This is a genomic window from Cohnella sp. SGD-V74, from assembly GCF_003001675.1.
Taxonomy (GTDB): Bacteria; Bacillota; Bacilli; order Paenibacillales; family Paenibacillaceae; genus Cohnella.
The window spans coordinates 236,259-254,639 of the sequence record NZ_PVYW01000009.1 but is presented as its reverse complement, the minus strand read 5'-3'; the positions used below and the strand labels follow the sequence as shown (position 1 = coordinate 254,639).

The window sequence follows — 18,381 nt, the reverse complement described above, 5'->3', positions numbered from 1 at the left end:
TCCCCTTGTTCATTTCACGCCAGAATGCAGCATCGTTTGAATCATTTTTCGCTGGAAGATCAGGAAAATGATCAGGTTCGGCACGAACATCAGCAGCCCGATCGCGGCGGCGATGCTGATCTGCGCCACTCCGGGAATGTTCTGCGTCATCGCTTCCGCGTAATAGGACAGCGTCTTCATCGTCTCCTTGGTCATATAGAGCGAAGAAGCCTCGACGTCCATATACACGATCTGGAACGTGATGATGCCTGCCGTAGCGACCGCGGGCGACGTCAGCGGAATGATGATCCGCAGGAAAATGTACATGTCCGGCGCGCCGTCCAGCTTGGCCGCCTCGATCAGCGAATTCGGAATCTGGTCGATAAACTGCTTCATAAGAAACACAGCGACCGGCGATGCCAGAAAAGGAAGCACGTGCGCCAAATACGAATCCTTGAGTCCCAGACCGCTCACGATCAAATACCGCGGAATCGACACCGTCTCCGGCGTAAACATCAGCGCGATCATGACCGTGCCCATAATAAGCGCCTTGAAATGAAAACGGTGCTTGGACAGGACGTAACCCGCCATCGTGCTGACGACGATAACGGCCAGCGTCGTGATCGTCGCGATAACGGCGCTGTTGAACAGGTAGCGGCTGAACGGCACGACGCCCGCCGAGCTGTGAAGGAACATCTGCTCGAAGTTGTACATCGTCGGATTCTGCACGAAAATTCTCGGCGGGAACAGGAACATTTCGTTCAAAGGCTTGAAGGCGTTATTGACGAGAAAGATGATCGGCAGCAGCATGAAAATGCCGACGGCCGCGAGAAACACGAACAGCATCATTCGCGGGAAACGGAACTTTCTGCGGAATGTCAGCAGCATCTACTCATCCTCCTTCGTGCCGAACAGCTTGTAGCTCAGCCGCATGATCGCATAGCTCATCAGGAGCAGCACGACCGACAGCGCCGACGCGTAGCCCCATTCGTATCTGAGAAACGCATAATCGTAAATGTGGTTGTTGATGACGTGTCCGGCATATTGCGGCGTGATCGCCATGCCCGACAGCCCGCTGGAGATGGAGCCCGCCTTGATCGCGCTGACGATCGCCATCACCGCGCTGAACAGCATCTGCGGCTTCATGCTCGGAATCGTGATGTAGTACACTTCCTGCAGGCTGTTCTTGATGCCGTCGATCCGGCCCGCTTCGTACAGCTCGGTGTTGACCGTCTGCAGGCCGCCGAGCATCGCCAGGAAGCCGACGCCCATGTTCGTCCACAGCGTGACGATGATCATGAACGTCATCAAATACTTCGGATCTTGAAGCCACAGCTGCGGGGACTCGATCAGCCCGAGGCTCAGCAAAATATTGTTCAAATAGCCGACGCTGTCGCCGCTGAACGCCGCGGTCCACACCATCGTCAGCGCCACGGAAGTCGCCATGATGGACGGCGCGTACACGGCCAGGGAGAAATAATCGCGAATGCTTCGCGGCAGCTGATGAATCAGCCAGGCGAGCACGAAAGACAAAATGTAGCCGCCGGGACCGACGATAATGGCGAACTTGAGCGTATTCGGAATCGTATGCTTCATGAATACGACGTCCTGCGTGAACATATAAATGAAGTTGCTGACCCCGATAAAACGTGGAAATTCAAAGCCGTTGAACGAGGTCAGACTGAGCAGCATCGCCAGCGCGACCGGCACGATAATGAAACAGATGAAGCTGAGCAGGAACGGCGCCAAAAACAGATACGAGAGTCGATCCGCCCAGCATTCGCGCAGGAACCGGACGATACGGGCCCGATAGCCGCTTGGCGCGGACGGCTTGCGGGCGGCAGCTTCAATGCGGGTCACGGTTTTCACGGCGTTCTCCTCTCGTAGGGTTTGTCATAAGGCGGAACAGCCAGGCGATCCATCGACGAGGCGCCGAGCTCCTCCTGCTTGCGCATCATCTCCCGGGCCAGCGACATCTCGGATTTCTCGAGCGCTTCCCTGGCGGGCATGCCGCCGACGACCGTATTGTTCCAGGCGAATTCGATCTCTCTCGCCAGATAGTAGTAACCCGGAACGTAAGGCATATTTTTGACCCATCTGTCCTGCTCGTTCAGAGCGGCCAGATCCTCCTCCGGCCAAGGAATCGTCTGCATCGCTGCCAGGTTGGCCGTATTCCAGCGGTAGGCGATGCCCGCGAACGATTCGATATCGTTGCTGAACCGGCTCTGCACTTCGTCCGACGTCCACCAATCGATGAACCGCCACGCTTCGTCCTTGCGTTCGCTCTTATTCAGCATCAGCAGCGACGACGGCTCCTGGATCCGCACCATCGACTCGTTATGCGACCATCTGGCCACCGTGCCGTCCGGCTGCTTGACGCCGGGGAGAGGAATCATTTTCCACTTGCCTTCGATCTCCGGCGCCCCGACGACCAATTGCACGTACATATCGAAGTCGGCCACGCCGATCGGAATGTCGCCGTTGCGGAAGTGGTGGATGAAGACCGGAATATCCTTCGGCAGATTATACTTGCGGTACCAGTCGGTCCACTGCTTGAAGGCGGCCACTCCCTCTTCCGAAGTCAGATCCGGCCGCAAGCCGTCCTCCTCGTAAAACTCCGCTCCGTGCTGATAGAACGGGATATGGAAGTTTTTCTTCGGCAAGTTGAACGTCAGCCCGTTCTCCTGAAGCGTGGGGAGGATGCGCGCGACGTCGTCCCACGTATCCGGCGGCTCCAGGCCCAGGTCCTCGAAAATGTCGGTGCGGTAAAACATCATATAGTAGTTCTGCGTCTCGGGCAGACCGTAGAAGCTTCCGTTATATTGGTAGGAACGCATCAGTCCCGGATTAAACCGCCCGAACACTTCCTCGAAGCCGGGATAGCCGCTCAAGTCCTCGGCCGCTCCGCGCATGGCGAAGTCGACCGGGGTTTCCAGCGGAACGCCCAGCGCTACGTCGGGCTGATCGCCGGCGACGTTGCCCAGCAGCAGCACGTTCGTATTCGGCATCAGGTTGATGTTCACCCGGATGCCCGTCTTCGGAGTGAAGTCCTGCTGCACCATCAAGTCCAGCAGATCCACGTAATCTTTGCCCCGCTGCACCCATACGGTAAGCGTATCGTCGTCATCCCTGACGTTCGTGTCGTATTCCTGGAAGAACGAACGGAAGAAATCGGCCGTCGAATAGCGCACCTTGCTCCAGGAACCGGGCACCTTCAAGCCGGGATCGGCGTCGGGCGTGCGGACGATCAGATAGTCCAGCTCCATCGCCTGCGATTCGATCGTCTGAATCCACGTATTCAGGCTCGTGCGCACCGTCCCGAATTCCGTAACGCGATTCGGAATGTCGTTAAACCGGTCGAGCAGCTTCTGCAGCCGATCCGCGTTGACGAGAAGCGCCGTGACCGAGTCGGTGTTCGCCTGGTTAAGTCCGTTCAAATACTCGCAAATATGCAGGAGTCGATCGATCAGCGCCTGCAGCTCCGCCTCCAGCCCGGGGTCGAATTTGCGCAGATCCCAAGTGCGGGCCGTATCGACGTTCTGATCGCTGCCGTAGCCGTAGTTGCCGGTAATCGCGCGAACGTCCCGCTCCATCCGGAGCAGCCGGTCTCCGATGTCGAGCAGCGATTCGGTTACCGGACGAACGGCCGAAGTATCGACCACCATCTCGATCAGATGCTTGCCCTCTTCTAAATAGAAGAGATAGGGCTTGCCGTCCTCGGCGGCGATGGGAGCGATCTCGAACGCTTTGTTCGGCGCGAACCGGTAGCTCTGCATTTCCCGGAACGGAACCTCGCCGTCGATCAGCACCGTCCGGTACGCGCTCGATTTGCCGTTAAAGCCTTGATAATATTTCGCGTCGATCGCGTAATAGCCCGACTTCGGCACCGCGATCTCCCAGCCGACCCGTTCGCCGGGCTTGGTCCAGCTCGTGCCTCCGATCGCGTTGTAGACGATTTTCCCTTTCGGATCGGGAGAAATGTAGGGCTCGGACTTGCTCTGAAGCTGAATGGTGACGGACGACTTGAACGCGTAGCGCTCCGCCTCGACGATGCCGTGCCAAGGCTCCCCGCCGTTCGTTCCCGAGGGGCGGCCCTTCAAGTAATCCTCGTAAGCGGGCGCCTGCCGCGGCGCAACCAGCCTGATCGAGTGAAGCGACAGCGGCCCTTGCCCGCCGACAAGCCGCAGCGTATGCGCGCCCGCCGTCAGCGTCCATCGGAGCGGCTCGGAGCTGACCACGTAATTCGCCGCCTTCTCGGCCCGCCAATCCGCCAATTCGTCCTGTACCGGCCGAATTTCATTGCCGATCGCGTTGCGCTCGTACGGATAGACGCTGTCCCTCCAGAGCCGATCGAAGCTCACCCTCTCCGCCTCGGCGAACGGATACGCCCCGTCGATCTGGATCCCCCGCACGACGGACGAGAATCCCGCTTTAAGCGGCGCGTAGATCAGTTCAAGCTCGTAAATGCCGTCGCGAGGCACCTCGACCCGCCATTCGACCCAGCCGCGCGAATTGCTCCAATCGAGCACGTCCGCTCCCTTCGCCTGATCGCTGCGGCGATCCAGCTGCGCCTCGGGGGCCGCCGAGACGTAATCCGTCGCCATGACGATCGCTTCGGCGCCCTCGGCGGGCTTCAGCGCTTCATACTCCGCGCTTGCAATCCATTGAATATAAGGCGCGGGAGCGCCTTCCGAAGCTCCGATGCCGGACAGCACCTTCTCCGCGCCGAAGACGGGATAGGCCTCCGTCTCCCCTGAACCGGATCGCCATAGCAGCGAGAACGCGGCTCCCAGCAGAACGATGCCGCCAACGAAAACAAGGGTCCGCGTTGTTTTCCGCCTCACGGATGTCCTCCTCCCCGCGACGTCAGGGACAAGCCGCTGTCGCGATCGAAGAAATGGGCTTTATCCATCCGAATGACGAAATTCGCCGAATCGCCCGGCTCGATCGGCGTATGGGCTTCCGCGCGGGCGGTCAGGCTCTCCTCGCCCATTCGCGCATATAAGTAGGTGTTCGAGCCAAGCGGCTCTCTCATATATACGGAGGCGCTTACACTCCACTCCGCATATCGCTGGACCGCCTCGGCTTCGCACAGCACGTATTCCGGGCGAATGCCCAGCACGACCGAGCGCAGATTGCTTTCCGCCGAACGAAGATAAGGATAGTAAGATTCCGGTATGCTCAAATCCAACCTTCTGCCGCGGAAGAAGAAGCGGTCGTCGATCGAGACGATCGAGCCGGAGACGAAGTTCATCTGCGGCGTCCCGATAAATCCGGCCACGAACAGATTGCTGGGCTCGTCGTACAGCTGCTGCGGCGGAGCCACCTGCTGAATCCGGCCGTCCTTCATGACGACGATGCGCGTGCCCATCGTCATCGCTTCCGTCTGATCGTGCGTGACGTAGACCATCGTCGTCCGCAGTTCTTTATGCAGCTTGCTGATCTCCATCCGCGTCTGCGTACGCAGCTTGGCGTCCAGATTGGACAGCGGTTCGTCCATCAGGAACACTTGCGGCTCGCGAACGAGCGCCCTTCCCAGCGCGACGCGCTGCTTCTGTCCCCCGGACAGCTGGCTGGGCTTCTTCGTCAGGAAGTGCGAGATTTCCAGCATCTTGGCCGTCCGGTTGACGCGAAGCTCGATCTCGCTCTTGGCCACCTTGTGCAGCTGAAGCCCGAGCGCCATGTTCTCGAATACGGTCAAATTCGGATACAGCGCGTAATTCTGGAACACCATGGCGATGTCGCGATTTTTCGGGGAGACGAAATTCATCAGCTTCCCGTCTATGCAGATATCGCCCTCGGACACCTCCTCCAGGCCCGCCAGCATGCGCAGCGTCGTCGACTTGCCGCATCCGGACGGGCCTACCATGACCAGAAACTCCCCGTCTTCGACCTCCAGGTGAAAGTCTCTGACCGCCGGGTCCGGCTCTCCTTTGTAATATTTGTACACGTGGTTAAACGTCACGTTCCCCATCGCCCTTACCCCCACGATTTATGTTGAAAACGTTTCAAGTACGTGAAATAATGATATCAAATAAAATAACGATCGTAAACAGATATCTCCGCGTTTTTATTTTGTATGTGAATTTTATTCCTTGACATGAAAATGTTCCGTGATACAATTTAAGCATGATAACCCTTTCATAACTAAAAATGTATTCGTTGATCGGCGCACGGGGGTTCATTACTATCCTATTCGGGGAGTGTCTGCTCATGAAATTGGGGAAAAGGTTCATCCGGCATTACCGCTTGGCAAGCTTGATCGCAATTATCGCCTTGCTGCCGCTGTTGGGCGCTTGCTCGGGCGGAGGATCAGGAGGCAACGCCTCTCCATCCGCTTCAAGTCCACCGGCATCCAGCTCGCCTGAGGCAAGCGCCTCCGAGTCACCGAGCGAAACGCCGGATGCCGAGCGCGAGCCCGTCACGTTAACGGTGCTGGCCTGGTTCATCGGTCCGAACCAAGCGTTGTTTGACAAGTTCCACGAAATGTATCCCTGGATTACGATCGAATCGAATACGAACATCGACAAGGCGGTCGTCAACAACGTCATCGCCGGGGAGAAGGCGGATCTCGTCTTCCTGGACGCGGGCTTATCCCAATGGCTGTCGGGCGACCTGCTGGAAGAGCTGACTCCGTACATCGAGAAGGACCCCCGGATTCAAGCAGCGGTCATGCAGGACGGCTTCATGGATGCGTTCAAGACCGGCGGCAAGCAATGGGTGCTGCCTTATGCCGACATTCCGATGTGGGTCATCGTGAACAAGGAGATGCTTCATAAGTACGGCTTGGAAATGCCCGGCCTCGACTGGACGTACGACGACTTCCTGGAGATGGCGAAGCAGGCGACGGATCCGGCCGCCAACGACTGGGGCATAAGCGGCATGATCGACGAGTTCACGAACATCCTGACGATGGCCAACGGCAGCGCGCCGAACTATCGGTATATGAATGAAGACAGAAGCGCGAGTCTCGCGAATACGCCCGCCGTGTTGGAAGATTTGAAATGGTCCCAGGAGCTGACGACGAAGTGGCACGTACGGCCGAGCGATATCGAGAGAGAGAAACTCGGCATGCAGGGCGATCCCGTGGAAGTGTTCCTGCAAGGCAACTCCCTGTTCACGCTTGGCGCCGACTGGTACTTGGAGACGCTCAAGAAAGCGGACTTCGAATGGGATGTGCTGCCGATGCCGGTGGGCAAAGCCAAGCAGGCTACCATTCACCAGACCGGGCTGATCTCCATTCCGAAAGCCTCCAAGCATAAGGAAGAAGCTTTCTTGTATCTGAGCTTCCTCTTCAGCAACGAAGCGCAAAAAACGATGATCGAAAACGGAAGCGGCTCCTGGGTGCAAGATCAGGAATTGCACAACTATTATGCGCAGGCGCCGGTATGGCAGGGCAAAAACGTCGACGCCGTACGCCGCAGCTCGGAAATCTGCTGTTACTCGCCCGACGCGAGCATTGCCGATCTCGTCACGCTGGTCGACACCGTCAACGGTCCGATCGCCAGCATGATTACCAAAGGCGGTGACTTCAGCAGCCGGATTCCCGCGGTTGAAGCTTATAATCTGAAAGCGGCGGAAACCAGAAAAGCGCTTGGCTGGTAAAGCGGCAGGGGAGGAGCAGGTCTGTTGAATACGAATCTGAATTATGGAATGGATGAAGTCCCCTTCTCTCCCGCTACGCCGACGGATTCGCTCCTGTTCGTGTCAGGACAGGGAGCGACCGATCCGGTAACCGGGGAAGTGACTGCGGACGATCTGGAAGGCCAGACGCTGATGACAATACGGAACATTTCGAAAATACTGGCTCAATCCGGATTAACGCTGGAGGACGTCGTGAAAGTGAACATTTATTTGAAAAATCGCGCCGACTACGAATTGTTTAATCGCATATACGCCCGTCTCTTCCCTCGGCCTTATCCGGCACGAACGCTCGTCTATTGCGATCTCAACTTCGACTTGCTCGTAGAGATCGACGTCGTTGCCCAGCTTCGCAAGAGCACTGAGTAATTATGGAAGGATAGCACGGAGTGCATGGATCCCGAACGGGATTCATGCACTCTCTTTTTTTCTATCTCGGGCGCACCCTCTCGTTCACCCGTGAAGCTGCTCAATCTCCCGCTCGCCAAGAGCCCGATTGAATACAGCCAGACCGCCGAGCTGTCCGGCGAAGAAGTTGCCGATCTCGCCCGAACGGTCCACGGCGCCCACGGTGAAGTCGGCCCCGGTCGGGCCTCCGTCGAACAGGCCGCCTTCGTACAAATAAGGATTAAACCGCTCTCTCTCGTCCAGCTTGCCGTTCAGATAGGAGCGGGCGTATTTTCCGTCGTAGGTGAAAGCGACGAACTGCCAGAGATCGAGCGGCACCGGCGTCTGGCCGATGGAGGCGTCCATGCAGTACAAGTACCCGGGCGTCGGTCCCCCGATCGACGAGACGTGGCCGCACACCTGGTCTCCGCTGTTCCAGATCGCCAAGTTCAGAAACAGTCCGTACTGCCGCTTCTCATCCGTCTCGTTCCATATTCCGGCGATAAACTCGCAATGGCTCTGCGCCGTCCTGCGCCGCTTCACCCATGCCGCTACGGTGACCTCGGCGTCGCGGCCGGCGATGTTCAAGCCTTGCGCTTGTTGGCGCGGAACCCTGAGCCAATCCCCTTCGCGCAGATTGGCGCTGTACGGGCCGAATACGCCGTCCTCCGCCCGTTCGACCGGACCGGACATCTCCAGCAGCTCGTAGCGATGCGGTCCCGGACTGTGAGAGACTTTGCTCTCCCCGGAAGGCTCTTGGAAGTCCCAGAAAGCGACCAATGCCGAATGACTCTTAATAATAGAAGAAATAGAGTTGGTCATTGCCCTTCTCGAACCCCTTTCTCTCCTCGCTCCATCGCTTCGTAGACGTTCACGAGCCAAGCGGCCGTGCCTCGCACGATCGCTTCCACGTAACGCTCTCCCCGCTCCTTCGTAGCCCGGATCGGCGCGTCGGTATAGCCGTCCGCTCCGGTCAGCTCGCCGTGCCGGCCTATAAACGCGCCAGGCGGGCCCGAATTGATCCAGGCCCGCTCCTCATGCTCGGTCGCTATCCGTCCGGAGTCGACCAGCTCTTCCCGCAAAGCCATGACCGCGGAAGTCTCGAAGCCTCCCGCATGGCCCGGAACCATGCCGACCTCGTCGGCGTTTTCCTTGCGCAGCTCCTCCCGCGACAAGCTCCAATAGGAGGCCGAAGCCGTCCACACCGGATGCCTCACCGCAAGATCGCTCGCCGTCTGGTGCATGATCGGCTCGTTGCCGCCGTGTCCGTTCAGGAACGCGATTTTGCGGAAGCCGCCCGTTACGAGGCTCTCCCCGATGTCGCGCAGCATGTGCAGATAAGTGGCGGAGGAGAACGACAGCGTCCCTCCGAACCTTAAGTGATGATCCGAGCAGCCGATCGTCAGCAGCGGGCAGAGCAATATCGGAATCTCGCGCGAAGCCTGCCCGACGGCGCGAACCGCCACCGCTTCCGTAATCAGACTGTCCGTATAGACGGGCAGATGCGGGCCGTGCTGCTCCGTCGCGGCCAGCGCCACGACGGCCAGACAGCCTGCTTCCGCTTTTTGCTTAAGCTGCTCCCGCGTATGCTCGTGAAACAAATACGAGTTCATCGTCCATCACCTCTCCTTGCGCCGAGAATTAAGCTTGCTTCCACATTCCCCAGCAGCGGCCGGGTTGCTCAGCCGTAAACGATTGAATGTTGCCGACGTCCGACACTGTCACATAGCAAGTCCGGCCATCCGCACCGCCGAATGTCAGATTCGTGCAGTCCATTCCTTGCAGCCCGATTTCCCGGATCAGCTCTCCCTCCGGCGAGATGACGGCGATGACGCCTTTGCCGAACCGGGTAACGTACACATTGCCGGCCATGTCGCAGCGCATCCCGTCCAGCAGATGATCGGGAAATTCGATCAATAGCCGCTTATTGCTCACTTCTCCGGCAGCGGTCAGATCGTAAGCCCATATTTTGCGCTGCACCGTCTCGTTCACATAGAGCACGTCGTCGTCCGGACCGACCTCGATGCCGTTCGTCGTGCCCATGCCCGCTTCCAGCAGCTTCACCGTTCCGTCCGTATCGATGCGCCACATATTGCCGGTATGGTCGTCCCAGTTCGGATCGCTCGCGTAGATGACGCCGTTTCTTGCGATCGCGATGTCGTTGGGCTGATTCATCCGCGGCTCGTGAGCGTGGACGGACACCTCCCGCGTCTCCATATCCACCTTAAGAATGTTGTGGCCCGTAAAATCCGCGATAAACATATCGCCCGCACGGTTAAAACGAATGCCGTTGCCAATGCTTCCTGTAGGCAATTCGACGAAGATGCTTCCTTCTCCTTGCGGAGTCACCCGGCCGATCGTCCCCGACCGCGCATAATTGACCGCGTACACGTTGCCCTGCCCGTCGCAGGCCGGACCTTCGATTCCAGCGGTAAAGCTGCCGGGCGGCGTAAGAGCTCTCGCTTCATTCATGCCGCTCATCCCCCTGTCTCATTTCTAATGGAATCCCCCGTCTACCTTATAGCTCGCACCGGTGACATAAGAGGAAGCGTCGGACAGCAGGAACGCGGCGACCTCGTTAATCTCGTCCGCGCTTGCGCTGCGTCCGAGCCAGGCTCTCTGCCGGATCGCATCCTTCTGCTGCTCGGTTTGGTTCGCCACCCCTTCCTTCGTATCGAAGTCGCCGGGCACGAGCGCGTTCGCGCGGATGCCGTATTCCGCATAGTCGGCGGCGATGACGCGCGTCATCTGGTCGACTCCCGCTTTGGCCGCCCCGTAGGCGAGGCATCCCGGCGACACGACCTGCCCCAGGATCGAGGAAGTGTTGACGATGGAGCCTCCGCCGGAACGAATCAGCAAGGGAAGCGCGTACTTGTTCAGCAGGAACGTGCTCGTCAGCGTCCCCCGGATGGCGCGCTCCCATTCCTCCAGCGACATCTCGACGGCCGGCTTCCAGCCGCTCGCGTATACGTTATGATAGGTTCCGTCCAAGCGGCCGAACACGCGCTCCACGTCGGCAATGACCGCCTTGACCTCCTCCTCGTCGCACATGTCCGCCTGTCTGAGCTTCAGGCGACGCTCCCCGTAACGTTCCTGCAATTGCGCGATGTCGGGATAGCGCTCCAGCGGCGTGAGATCGCAGCCGTAAACCGCAGCTCCTCGCTCCAGGAACATGGCTACAGCCGAGCGGCCAAGCGTTCCCAGGCAGCCGGTAATCAGAATCACCTTATCCTGCAGCGTGTTCATCGGAATCCCCTTCCTGTCTCTCGTTCGGAATGTCGGTATCGGGCGGATAGCAGCGGATTTCATAGATTGCGGCGGACGGGTCTCCGTTCGTCTCATGTACGACGACGCGCAGCCGTTCGGCGGCGATCGGCTGCGCGAACGGAATGACGAGCCTGCGCTGGTAGTTGTCGTCCAACTCCGCAACCTTCTCCCAGCCTCCGTCGGCATAAGCTTCGATCGTCAGCTTCTTCGGACATTGCGGGTCCCTGTACAGCGCCGGATACTGCATATATCCGCGCAGCAGGTGGCCGGGCAGAGTCAGCTCGACCGAGCCTATCCCGACCGGCTCCGGCCACGTCAGCTCCAGCCATTGAGGCAGCGCTTGGGACGGATCGGAGCGCCACAGGTTCGTATAGCGGTACGGCCTCGTCACGCCGCTGAGCGCATTGGCCGCTTTGTAGCACCTTTGCGGCGGCTCGACTTGAAGACTCATCATGACGCCGTTTCCGAGCTTGCGCATTTTGCTTTCGCCGATCTCATAGGCGCTCACGTGCCCGGGCTCAAGCGAAGACGCCGCATGCCATTGGACATGCGGATTCGCGAGCAGATCCAGCCTCACGTAGCGGCCGCGATACTCATGTACATCCAGCCGCAGCGGCCATTCGATCCACTGCTCCTGTCCGGACGGAACGGTCAGCGAGGCCGAGGCGAGCGGTTCCCCGGGAGAAACCCGATAATCCCACAGATGGTCTACGGCATAGAGGCGGACTTCGATCTCCTGCGGCGCTCCGGATTCGTTGCTTAAGTTCACGGCCAGCAGGTCGAGTCGATCCGCTCCGACCGCAATCCATTGCCCGCGCCTTGCCGTCAGCGCATCCCCCTGTCCAGGCGCGGGTTCGGAGGAAGCGAGCGCCGCTTCGCTGCTCGCGCTTGCGGTCGCCCGTCTGGCCAAGTCGCGTTCGTCCTCGTTCTTGGCGTGAAGGAGAAAACAGCCGTCACGCAGCAGCGTCTGCTGCACCTTGCCGATGCTTCTGTCCGGCACTTCGCGAACGCGTATGCCTTCCCACAGGGCAATCGCCGCGGCCGTGCCCGCGGCTTGGCCCATTAACGCGGTCGTCCCCATTACCCGCACCGTGCCGAGCGCGGCATGAGTCACGCTGACGTTGCGTCCGGCCATCATCAGATTGTTCATTCCCTTGGCAATGAGGATGCGCAGCGGTATGCCGAAAGGCCCGACATAGCTTTTCGCCATATAGCTCTGACGCTCCGGCGCCTCTACCGCGGACTTCTCGCTCACCTCCGCGAGCAGCCCTCCCGGCTCGTGCAGGTCGATGAACCAGCCTCCGTAAGCCGCCTCGTCGGGAAATACCGTTCGCAGCAGCGGGTCGTGCTCCGTCATCCAATATTCGCCGACGATCCGGCGGCTCTCCCGCTTGCCCGGCACCTGTCCGATCCAGTCCAGCGCGTAATTCCGCGCTTCCTCGCGGACGACGGGGTCGCGGTTTTTAATGTAATCCCAAATGCCGAGGGCATGGCGGGTTAGCTCGTGGCGCAGCGTTTCGTTGTCATGGATCGTATGCCACGGCACGGACAATTCGAGCCACCAGAAGCCGCTGTACGGATTTACCCCCCGGCCCCGCTTCCAGAAGAAATCGGGATCGGCGTAACGAACCGCCCAATCCGGAGCCTTGAACGGCACGGGGCGGCCGACGTCTTTCGCCTTGATATGGATAGAGCTGCCCATGACCGCATCGCTGGCCTGCTCCGGAGCGTGCGGCTCTCCGAACTCATCGCGGCTTTCCGTTCCATAGCGCCACTCGCAGCCGGCCAGCGCGGCGACGACGCCGTCCCCGGTACAGTCGATGAACGTCTCCGCGCTCAGGCGAAGCTCCGTCTCCGCATTGCCGACGCGCGCCACGACCGCCTCCACCGTCCGCTCGTCGCGCATAACGACATCGATGACGGCGGAATTTAATCTGATCGTCAAACCGGGCGTCGATACGGCCATATTGTACATGACCATGTCCCAGACGCTGTTGATATAGCCGTTGTCGAACACCGGGCTCTCGTGATTGATCGCACGCTCCTCGATCAGCAGCTCGGAGATGATGCCCGTCTCGCGCGCATAGGCATGAAAGCTAGCCGCCCCTTGCGGGGGCACGCGTATTTCCGACGAACTGTTGCCTCCGAACACGGGCCGATCCTGCACAAGACACACTTGCGCCCCATGTCTTGCCGCGGCCACTGCCGCGCAAAATCCCGCCAGACCGCCTCCGCACACGACGATATCGTAACGCTCCTCAACGATGCGCGGGCCTCCCGCCGTCCTCTGCCATGCGTTCACTTTGCTACCTCCGTGAATTCAAGATTCGACGCAGAAACCGCTTCGTGATCCGAATTGGTCTGTTCGAACGGTTTCTTTATGGAAAAGAGACGCCCCGATACCGGATAACGCAGCCGTACAGCTCAGCCGAGCCGACGTACAGCGTATCGTCGCCGCGCTCGTACGCAAGGCGGGAGATGTGATGAATGCTGCCGAACTCGGTCGACAGCGAGTTCAGCTCCCGATTGTCCTTGATCATACGCGGCCGGCCGAGGTCGACGAATCCGCGATCGCGGGAGAAATAAAACACGTGACCGGCCTCCTGCTCCCCGCCGTAGATGCCGATCGCTTCGCCATCGCCGATTCGCACGAAATCGCGAAGCTGGCCGCTGGCGTACAGTCTGCCGTACACCGTTCGCTGGCGCAAATCGGGAGTCAGCGTAAACAGCAGGCCGTCCATCGTTCCGGCGACAATCGTGCCGTCCGCCAGCACCGTTCCGCCCGTCAGCAGCGCCTTGAACATCCGTCCGCGGATCGACGCCGCCTTCACGGCCAACGTCTCGGCCCGCTCTCCCGCGAGCGAATAGACGAGCAGCTCGTCGTTCTCCCCGCTCAGCAGCAGACGGTCATCGTCCAGCGGAAGCAAAATCCCGTCGTTCGGCTCGACCTGCAGCCCCTTGAGTTGGCGGAAACGTCCGCCCCTGCCGATATGATAGACGGCCCCTTCTCCATCGCTGCCCAGCAAGCTTCCGTCCACTGTCGCAGCATGAAGCCGGGTCAGCTTGGGCTCTTCATCCCCGGCCCATTGCTCCGCTCCGCCTCCGATCGGATCGACCAGCAGGATGTGTCCGTTCGTCGTCAGGACGGCTGCCCTGCCGACGCCGAACGGAATGCAGCTCGCCGGACCTCCCCCTTCATAGAGAGTGCGAATCCGCGATGGCCGATCTTCTCCAAACTCAGACTCCGTCGCAACGATGCTGCCGCGCCCTCCGAGCGTATACAGCTTGCAGCCTGAGACGTGCAGATGGCAGACCGCCGTATCTTTCCAGTCCATCGTCTGGTGCAGAGGCAGCGTGCTCGTTTCTTTCGCTTCGATATGCATGAAGGCGGCGCTGCCGACGCCGTTGTAATCCGGCTCGAAGTACGGCCGGAGCTTCGCGTCCGGCGCATCCGCCCCCGGAGGCTCCAGCTTGCCGACGTCGACGGCGAGAATGTACGGAGAAAACTCCCCGCACACGTCCACCATATGAAGCAGACCACGATCGTCGAAAATCATCTCGCAAATGTATTGCGAATCTTTGCCGCCCCATGTAATCAGTCCGAGATTTTCCGGCCTGCCGCCGCCGAGCAGATCCCAGCGCACAAGCCGGATCGGGCAGTATTCGTCGTGCGTCTTCAGCCCGTAGTAGAGAACGAAGTGGCCGTCCGCGGCGAATCCCCCGATTCCGTAGCCGTTTACGGACGGCACGTCGGCGGGCAGAATCGAGCCGTGACGGGTCGCCTCCAGCGTCTCCGGGTCCAGCTCGATAACTTCCCCGTCCATATTGCCGACGAGCAGCAGCGTATTCCGCGGCGTATGAAGCGCGAAAATAAACTGCCGCCGATGCTTCGTGCCGCTCGGAGGAAGGAAGCGCAGCTTCAGATCCTCGATCTCGTCCTTCTCGGGATCGTATCTCCAGAAGCCGCCGGAATAAGAGCTTCCGTACAGCCGCCCTTTCGCGTCCTTCACCAGACGGCAGGAAGAGAACTCGGACACTTTGCCGTAATCTTTTACCTCATTCGTCTCCAGGTCGATTCGATAGAAATGGCCTCTCATATAGCCGAGAAAATAATAGAATCGCGGATCGTTGCCAAGCATTCCCCCGTAGATGCTCTCCCGCGGCACGGGAATGCCCTTGATCTCCGCCGCGTTCGTGTCCGGATCGACGATCATCAGAATCGAGCCGGGATACCCCTCCCACGGATGCTCGTAATGCTGCTCGAACATCCACTGCCGATGACCGGACGCCGGAGCCGTATTGTGCGTCGCCATAATGAGCCGCCCGTCCGGCATGAAGTCGATGCTCGTATGTATTTTGCTGGGAGGCATCTGTCGGTCATCGACGATCCATATTTTCGCCACGTCGAAAATGAGCCGCAGCTCCCCCGTAGCCGGATCATATTCGTACAGCAGCGCGGTCAGCGGCTTCTCGTTCTCCCCGCACACGCTGACATAGAACCGGCCGTCCGGAGCGCGCACGAAATCCCAGACCGCGTTATGCCCCTCTTCGTTAGGCAGCTGCGTAAAACGCGCAAGCTCCTCCGGTATGCCGGCTAACAAATTCGTTGTCACCGTCTGTTCCTCCCCCAAGCCCTATTCGTAGACGATATGAAGCTGCGGCGTCTCCAGTCTCTTCCCTGCGTGCAAGGAGTCCATCGCGGCGCAGATCATCCCGGTCGTCAGCAGCGTCCGCTCGGACGGGAACGGCTCTCTTCCGTTGATGACGAACGCCTCGATCATGCGGGTAAGCCGTTCGAAATGAGCGAACGGCCGATCCAGATCGCTGTCGCACAGCGCCGCCGTCACCCGGTCTCCGTCGTGGCGGAAGGCGAAGCTCCACTGCTCGACCAGCCGTTGGAACTGAAGAATATACCCTTTCGTTCCGTCCAAGTACTCAATCGCAAACAGCGCCGGAGCCGGCTCAAGCTCCCTCGGATGCTTGGCGGGCAGTCCCGGAATCGCGCTCAGCGCTTGAAGCATCAAGTCCTCCGGCCATTCGCCCCGGTCCATCGCGGCCCAGGCTTCACCGCCCGTTCCCCGCAGCAGACTTATCGCTCGGACGCCGGTTTCTCCGCCCGCCCTTCGCTCCGTAAGCGATTGCAGAACTTCCATTGCGTGAATGCCGTAGCCTTCCAATCCGCCCGAGCTGATGACGACGGCCTCACTCAGCGAATGCAGCAGCCGCGGATCGAAATTCGGCACGTAATCGCAATGCGGAATGGACGAACCACCCATGAACGGAATGCCTCTGGCTTTCATCTGCTCGTACATCCATACCGCATCGTCGTAATCGTGGGCCAGATGCTTGTCGGAAAATATCGGAACGGCCAGACCGAGTTCGTCCAGCGCCGCAAGCGTCTCCTCCAGAAACCGCCTGCGGGGATACATCATCTGCTCCTTCTCGTTGACGGGATAATCGCCGTGCTCCCCGATGATGACGACTCCGTCGATCGGCTCCGGACAATGGCTGGCCATAATAGCCTCGCGAATCGTCGCGCAGATCGGAATGCCGCGGCGCGCCGCCTCCTCCCGGCTCATATCGTTAGCGGGAACCTGATCGGTATAGAGGCTGACGACCTCGATGCGAGGACGATAGTTCAGACGACCGAGCAGCCTGCCGACGATGACCTCCGCATGGGAATTGTGCCTGTACTCGGTGACGATCGCCGCCACCCTTTTTCTAGCGCTGCCGCTCACCTTCAGCCCTCCTGATCGCCGACGTGACTCATCGGCTAGCTGTTAAGTGAATTTTATCGTCGATCTCGGGTTCCGTCAATCAGTTTTTCACGTATGTGTAAATGTTTTTATATTTTGTGTGATTTGGCGGATTGAAAACGCAGAACTTTGTATATCATTCATAGACATGAAATGAAGAGGGGTGTCGGAAGTTAACAAGCGGGGGAAAAGCGGGACCCGGCGAAGGAAAACGGGGATCGGACAAGCCGAATCCCCGCTTTCTTATTTCATCCGTTTAATGCCGACGATACCGAGGATAAGGCCGGCAAATCCGGCTACAGATAAGACAATCTTCAGCCACAGCAGCGGAAGGGCCATGGAGAAGCCCAAGCACAGCAATCCGGCGACCAAAAACATGACGGGGGCGTTGGAACGTTTATTCAATGCGATAACTCCTTTTCCTTGTACGCGTGTTAGGTTTGAATCCATTATATCACTATCCCCCAAGCTAACGCGTCCCCTGCTTCCTCAACTCCGGGAAAAAATAATCAACCAGCACCTTCCGCCTCTTTTGTCGCTATCCCCTTCCGTCAGTCCTGCCCAGCACCACATCTCTCTTTCACCCCTTTTGCCGCTATCCCTTTCCGTCAGTTCGTTCGCTCTCTCTCCCCTTTCATCCTCTTCGTCTTTTGACGCTATCCCCTTCATTCAGTTCGCGCCGTACCTGTCCTACCGCTTTTGGCCCCTTTGCCGCTATCCCTTCCGGTCAGTTCAGCCTCCCGCTGCCTTACTTTATATCTCCTTTTGCCGCTATCCCTTTGAATCAGTTAGGAGTCACGTCCAGTGGCTCGCGAATTGCATCCATTCTTCCATCGGTCACATATCCGGAACCCGCAAAGTCTAGCAGCCGTTCCCGGCTTGGCAGAGCCTCAACGATCTGCTTCTTTTTTAACGGACCCGACCAACCTGATTAGACGGGATACCGGTAAAAGAACGGAAAAGGCGCTACGTACGTATTCAGAATGTGGCGCAGACAAACTGAGTGGACGGGATACCGGCAAAGAACAGAAAAGACGCTACGCGCGTATTCAGAATGTGGCGCAGACAAACTGAGTGGACGGGATAACGGCAAAAGAACGGCAAAGGTGCTATGTACGTATTCGGAATGTGGTGCAGACAAACTGAGTAGACGGGATACCGGCAAAAGAGCGGAAAAGACGCTACGTACGTATTCGGAATGTGGTGCAGACAAACTGAGTAGACGGGATACCGGCAAAAGAACGGAAAAGGCGCTACGTACGTATTCGGAATGTGGTGCAGACAAACTGAGTAGACGGGATACCGGCAAAAGAGCGAGAAAGGCGCTAACCACGTATGCAGAATGTGGCGC

Annotated in this window: 14 protein-coding genes; 2 read left to right on the top strand and 12 right to left on the bottom strand. The window is 58.9% G+C overall.

Going from position 1 to position 18,381, the window contains the following annotated elements; translation table 11 throughout:
* Positions 1–9: 9 nt before the first annotated feature.
* Genes B0G52_RS15815 through B0G52_RS15800 form a run of 4 tightly spaced genes read right to left on the bottom strand, consistent with a single transcriptional unit; the run spans position 10 to position 5,953 of the window.
* On the bottom strand, positions 10–867 hold the full coding sequence (locus B0G52_RS15815; RefSeq protein ID WP_094045957.1) for a carbohydrate ABC transporter permease: 858 nt from the start codon (positions 865–867) through the stop codon (positions 10–12).
* Complete coding sequence (locus B0G52_RS15810; RefSeq protein WP_094046030.1) at positions 868–1,839, bottom strand: carbohydrate ABC transporter permease; 972 nt, start codon at positions 1,837–1,839, stop codon at positions 868–870.
* A gap of 5 nt (positions 1,840–1,844) precedes the next feature.
* Positions 1,845–4,823: an extracellular solute-binding protein gene (locus B0G52_RS15805; protein WP_094045954.1), complete on the bottom strand. Its 2,979-nt coding sequence runs from the start codon at positions 4,821–4,823 to the stop codon at positions 1,845–1,847.
* Complete coding sequence (locus B0G52_RS15800) at positions 4,820–5,953, bottom strand: ABC transporter ATP-binding protein (RefSeq protein WP_094045952.1); 1,134 nt, start codon at positions 5,951–5,953, stop codon at positions 4,820–4,822. The genes B0G52_RS15805 and B0G52_RS15800 overlap by 4 nt, the downstream gene beginning before the upstream one ends.
* Before the next feature lie 239 nt (positions 5,954–6,192).
* Between B0G52_RS15800 and B0G52_RS15795 the strand changes: the two genes are divergently transcribed.
* The gene (locus B0G52_RS15795) at positions 6,193–7,584 is read left to right on the top strand and encodes an extracellular solute-binding protein (protein ID WP_158223728.1); all 1,392 of its coding nucleotides are present in this window, start codon (positions 6,193–6,195) and stop codon (positions 7,582–7,584) included.
* A 24-nt stretch (positions 7,585–7,608) separates the two neighbouring features.
* Positions 7,609–7,989, top strand: coding sequence for a RidA family protein (locus tag B0G52_RS15790; RefSeq protein ID WP_094045948.1), 381 nt, complete (start codon positions 7,609–7,611; stop codon positions 7,987–7,989).
* Positions 7,990–8,073: 84 nt separating this feature from the next.
* Here B0G52_RS15790 and B0G52_RS15785 read toward each other — a convergent pair whose 3' ends face one another.
* From B0G52_RS15785 to B0G52_RS35610, 8 genes are all read right to left on the bottom strand, one after another.
* Positions 8,074–8,829 (bottom strand): LamG domain-containing protein, encoded by a 756-nt coding sequence (locus B0G52_RS15785; protein ID WP_094045946.1) that lies wholly within the window; start codon positions 8,827–8,829, stop codon positions 8,074–8,076.
* Complete coding sequence (locus tag B0G52_RS15780; RefSeq protein WP_094045944.1) at positions 8,826–9,620, bottom strand: creatininase family protein; 795 nt, start codon at positions 9,618–9,620, stop codon at positions 8,826–8,828. The genes B0G52_RS15785 and B0G52_RS15780 overlap by 4 nt, the downstream gene beginning before the upstream one ends.
* A gap of 28 nt (positions 9,621–9,648) precedes the next feature.
* Positions 9,649–10,488, bottom strand: a complete 840-nt coding sequence (locus tag B0G52_RS15775) for an SMP-30/gluconolactonase/LRE family protein (protein WP_094045943.1) — start codon at positions 10,486–10,488, stop codon at positions 9,649–9,651.
* Between the two features lie 15 nt (positions 10,489–10,503).
* The gene (locus B0G52_RS15770; RefSeq protein ID WP_158223727.1) at positions 10,504–11,253 is read right to left on the bottom strand and encodes an SDR family NAD(P)-dependent oxidoreductase; all 750 of its coding nucleotides are present in this window, start codon (positions 11,251–11,253) and stop codon (positions 10,504–10,506) included.
* Positions 11,234–13,576, bottom strand: coding sequence for an FAD-dependent oxidoreductase (locus B0G52_RS15765; protein WP_094045939.1), 2,343 nt, complete (start codon positions 13,574–13,576; stop codon positions 11,234–11,236). Before B0G52_RS15765 ends, B0G52_RS15770 begins: the two co-directional genes overlap by 20 nt.
* A gap of 76 nt (positions 13,577–13,652) precedes the next feature.
* Positions 13,653–15,887, bottom strand: a complete 2,235-nt coding sequence (locus tag B0G52_RS15760; RefSeq protein WP_094045937.1) for an NHL repeat-containing protein — start codon at positions 15,885–15,887, stop codon at positions 13,653–13,655.
* A 21-nt stretch (positions 15,888–15,908) separates the two neighbouring features.
* Positions 15,909–17,012 (bottom strand): hypothetical protein, encoded by a 1,104-nt coding sequence (locus tag B0G52_RS15755; protein WP_233162700.1) that lies wholly within the window; start codon positions 17,010–17,012, stop codon positions 15,909–15,911.
* Between the two features lie 261 nt (positions 17,013–17,273).
* Complete coding sequence (locus B0G52_RS35610; RefSeq protein ID WP_158223726.1) at positions 17,274–17,435, bottom strand: hypothetical protein; 162 nt, start codon at positions 17,433–17,435, stop codon at positions 17,274–17,276.
* Between the last annotated feature and the right edge of the window lie 946 nt (positions 17,436–18,381).

Bases quoted from the DNA above. Each gene is read 5' to 3' on its own strand.
- B0G52_RS15785 (WP_094045946.1), bottom strand. From the start codon at position 8,829: ATGACCAACTCTATTTCTTCTATTATTAAGAGTCATTCGGCATTGGTC.
- B0G52_RS15775 (WP_094045943.1), bottom strand. From the start codon at position 10,488: ATGAGCGGCATGAATGAAGCGAGAGCTCTTACGCCGCCCGGCAGCTTT.
- B0G52_RS15795 (WP_158223728.1), top strand. From the start codon at position 6,193: ATGAAATTGGGGAAAAGGTTCATCCGGCATTACCGCTTGGCAAGCTTG.
- B0G52_RS15770 (WP_158223727.1), bottom strand. From the start codon at position 11,253: ATGAACACGCTGCAGGATAAGGTGATTCTGATTACCGGCTGCCTGGGA.
- B0G52_RS15800 (WP_094045952.1), bottom strand. From the start codon at position 5,953: ATGGGGAACGTGACGTTTAACCACGTGTACAAATATTACAAAGGAGAG.
- B0G52_RS15815 (WP_094045957.1), bottom strand. From the start codon at position 867: ATGCTGCTGACATTCCGCAGAAAGTTCCGTTTCCCGCGAATGATGCTG.
- B0G52_RS15780 (WP_094045944.1), bottom strand. From the start codon at position 9,620: ATGAACTCGTATTTGTTTCACGAGCATACGCGGGAGCAGCTTAAGCAA.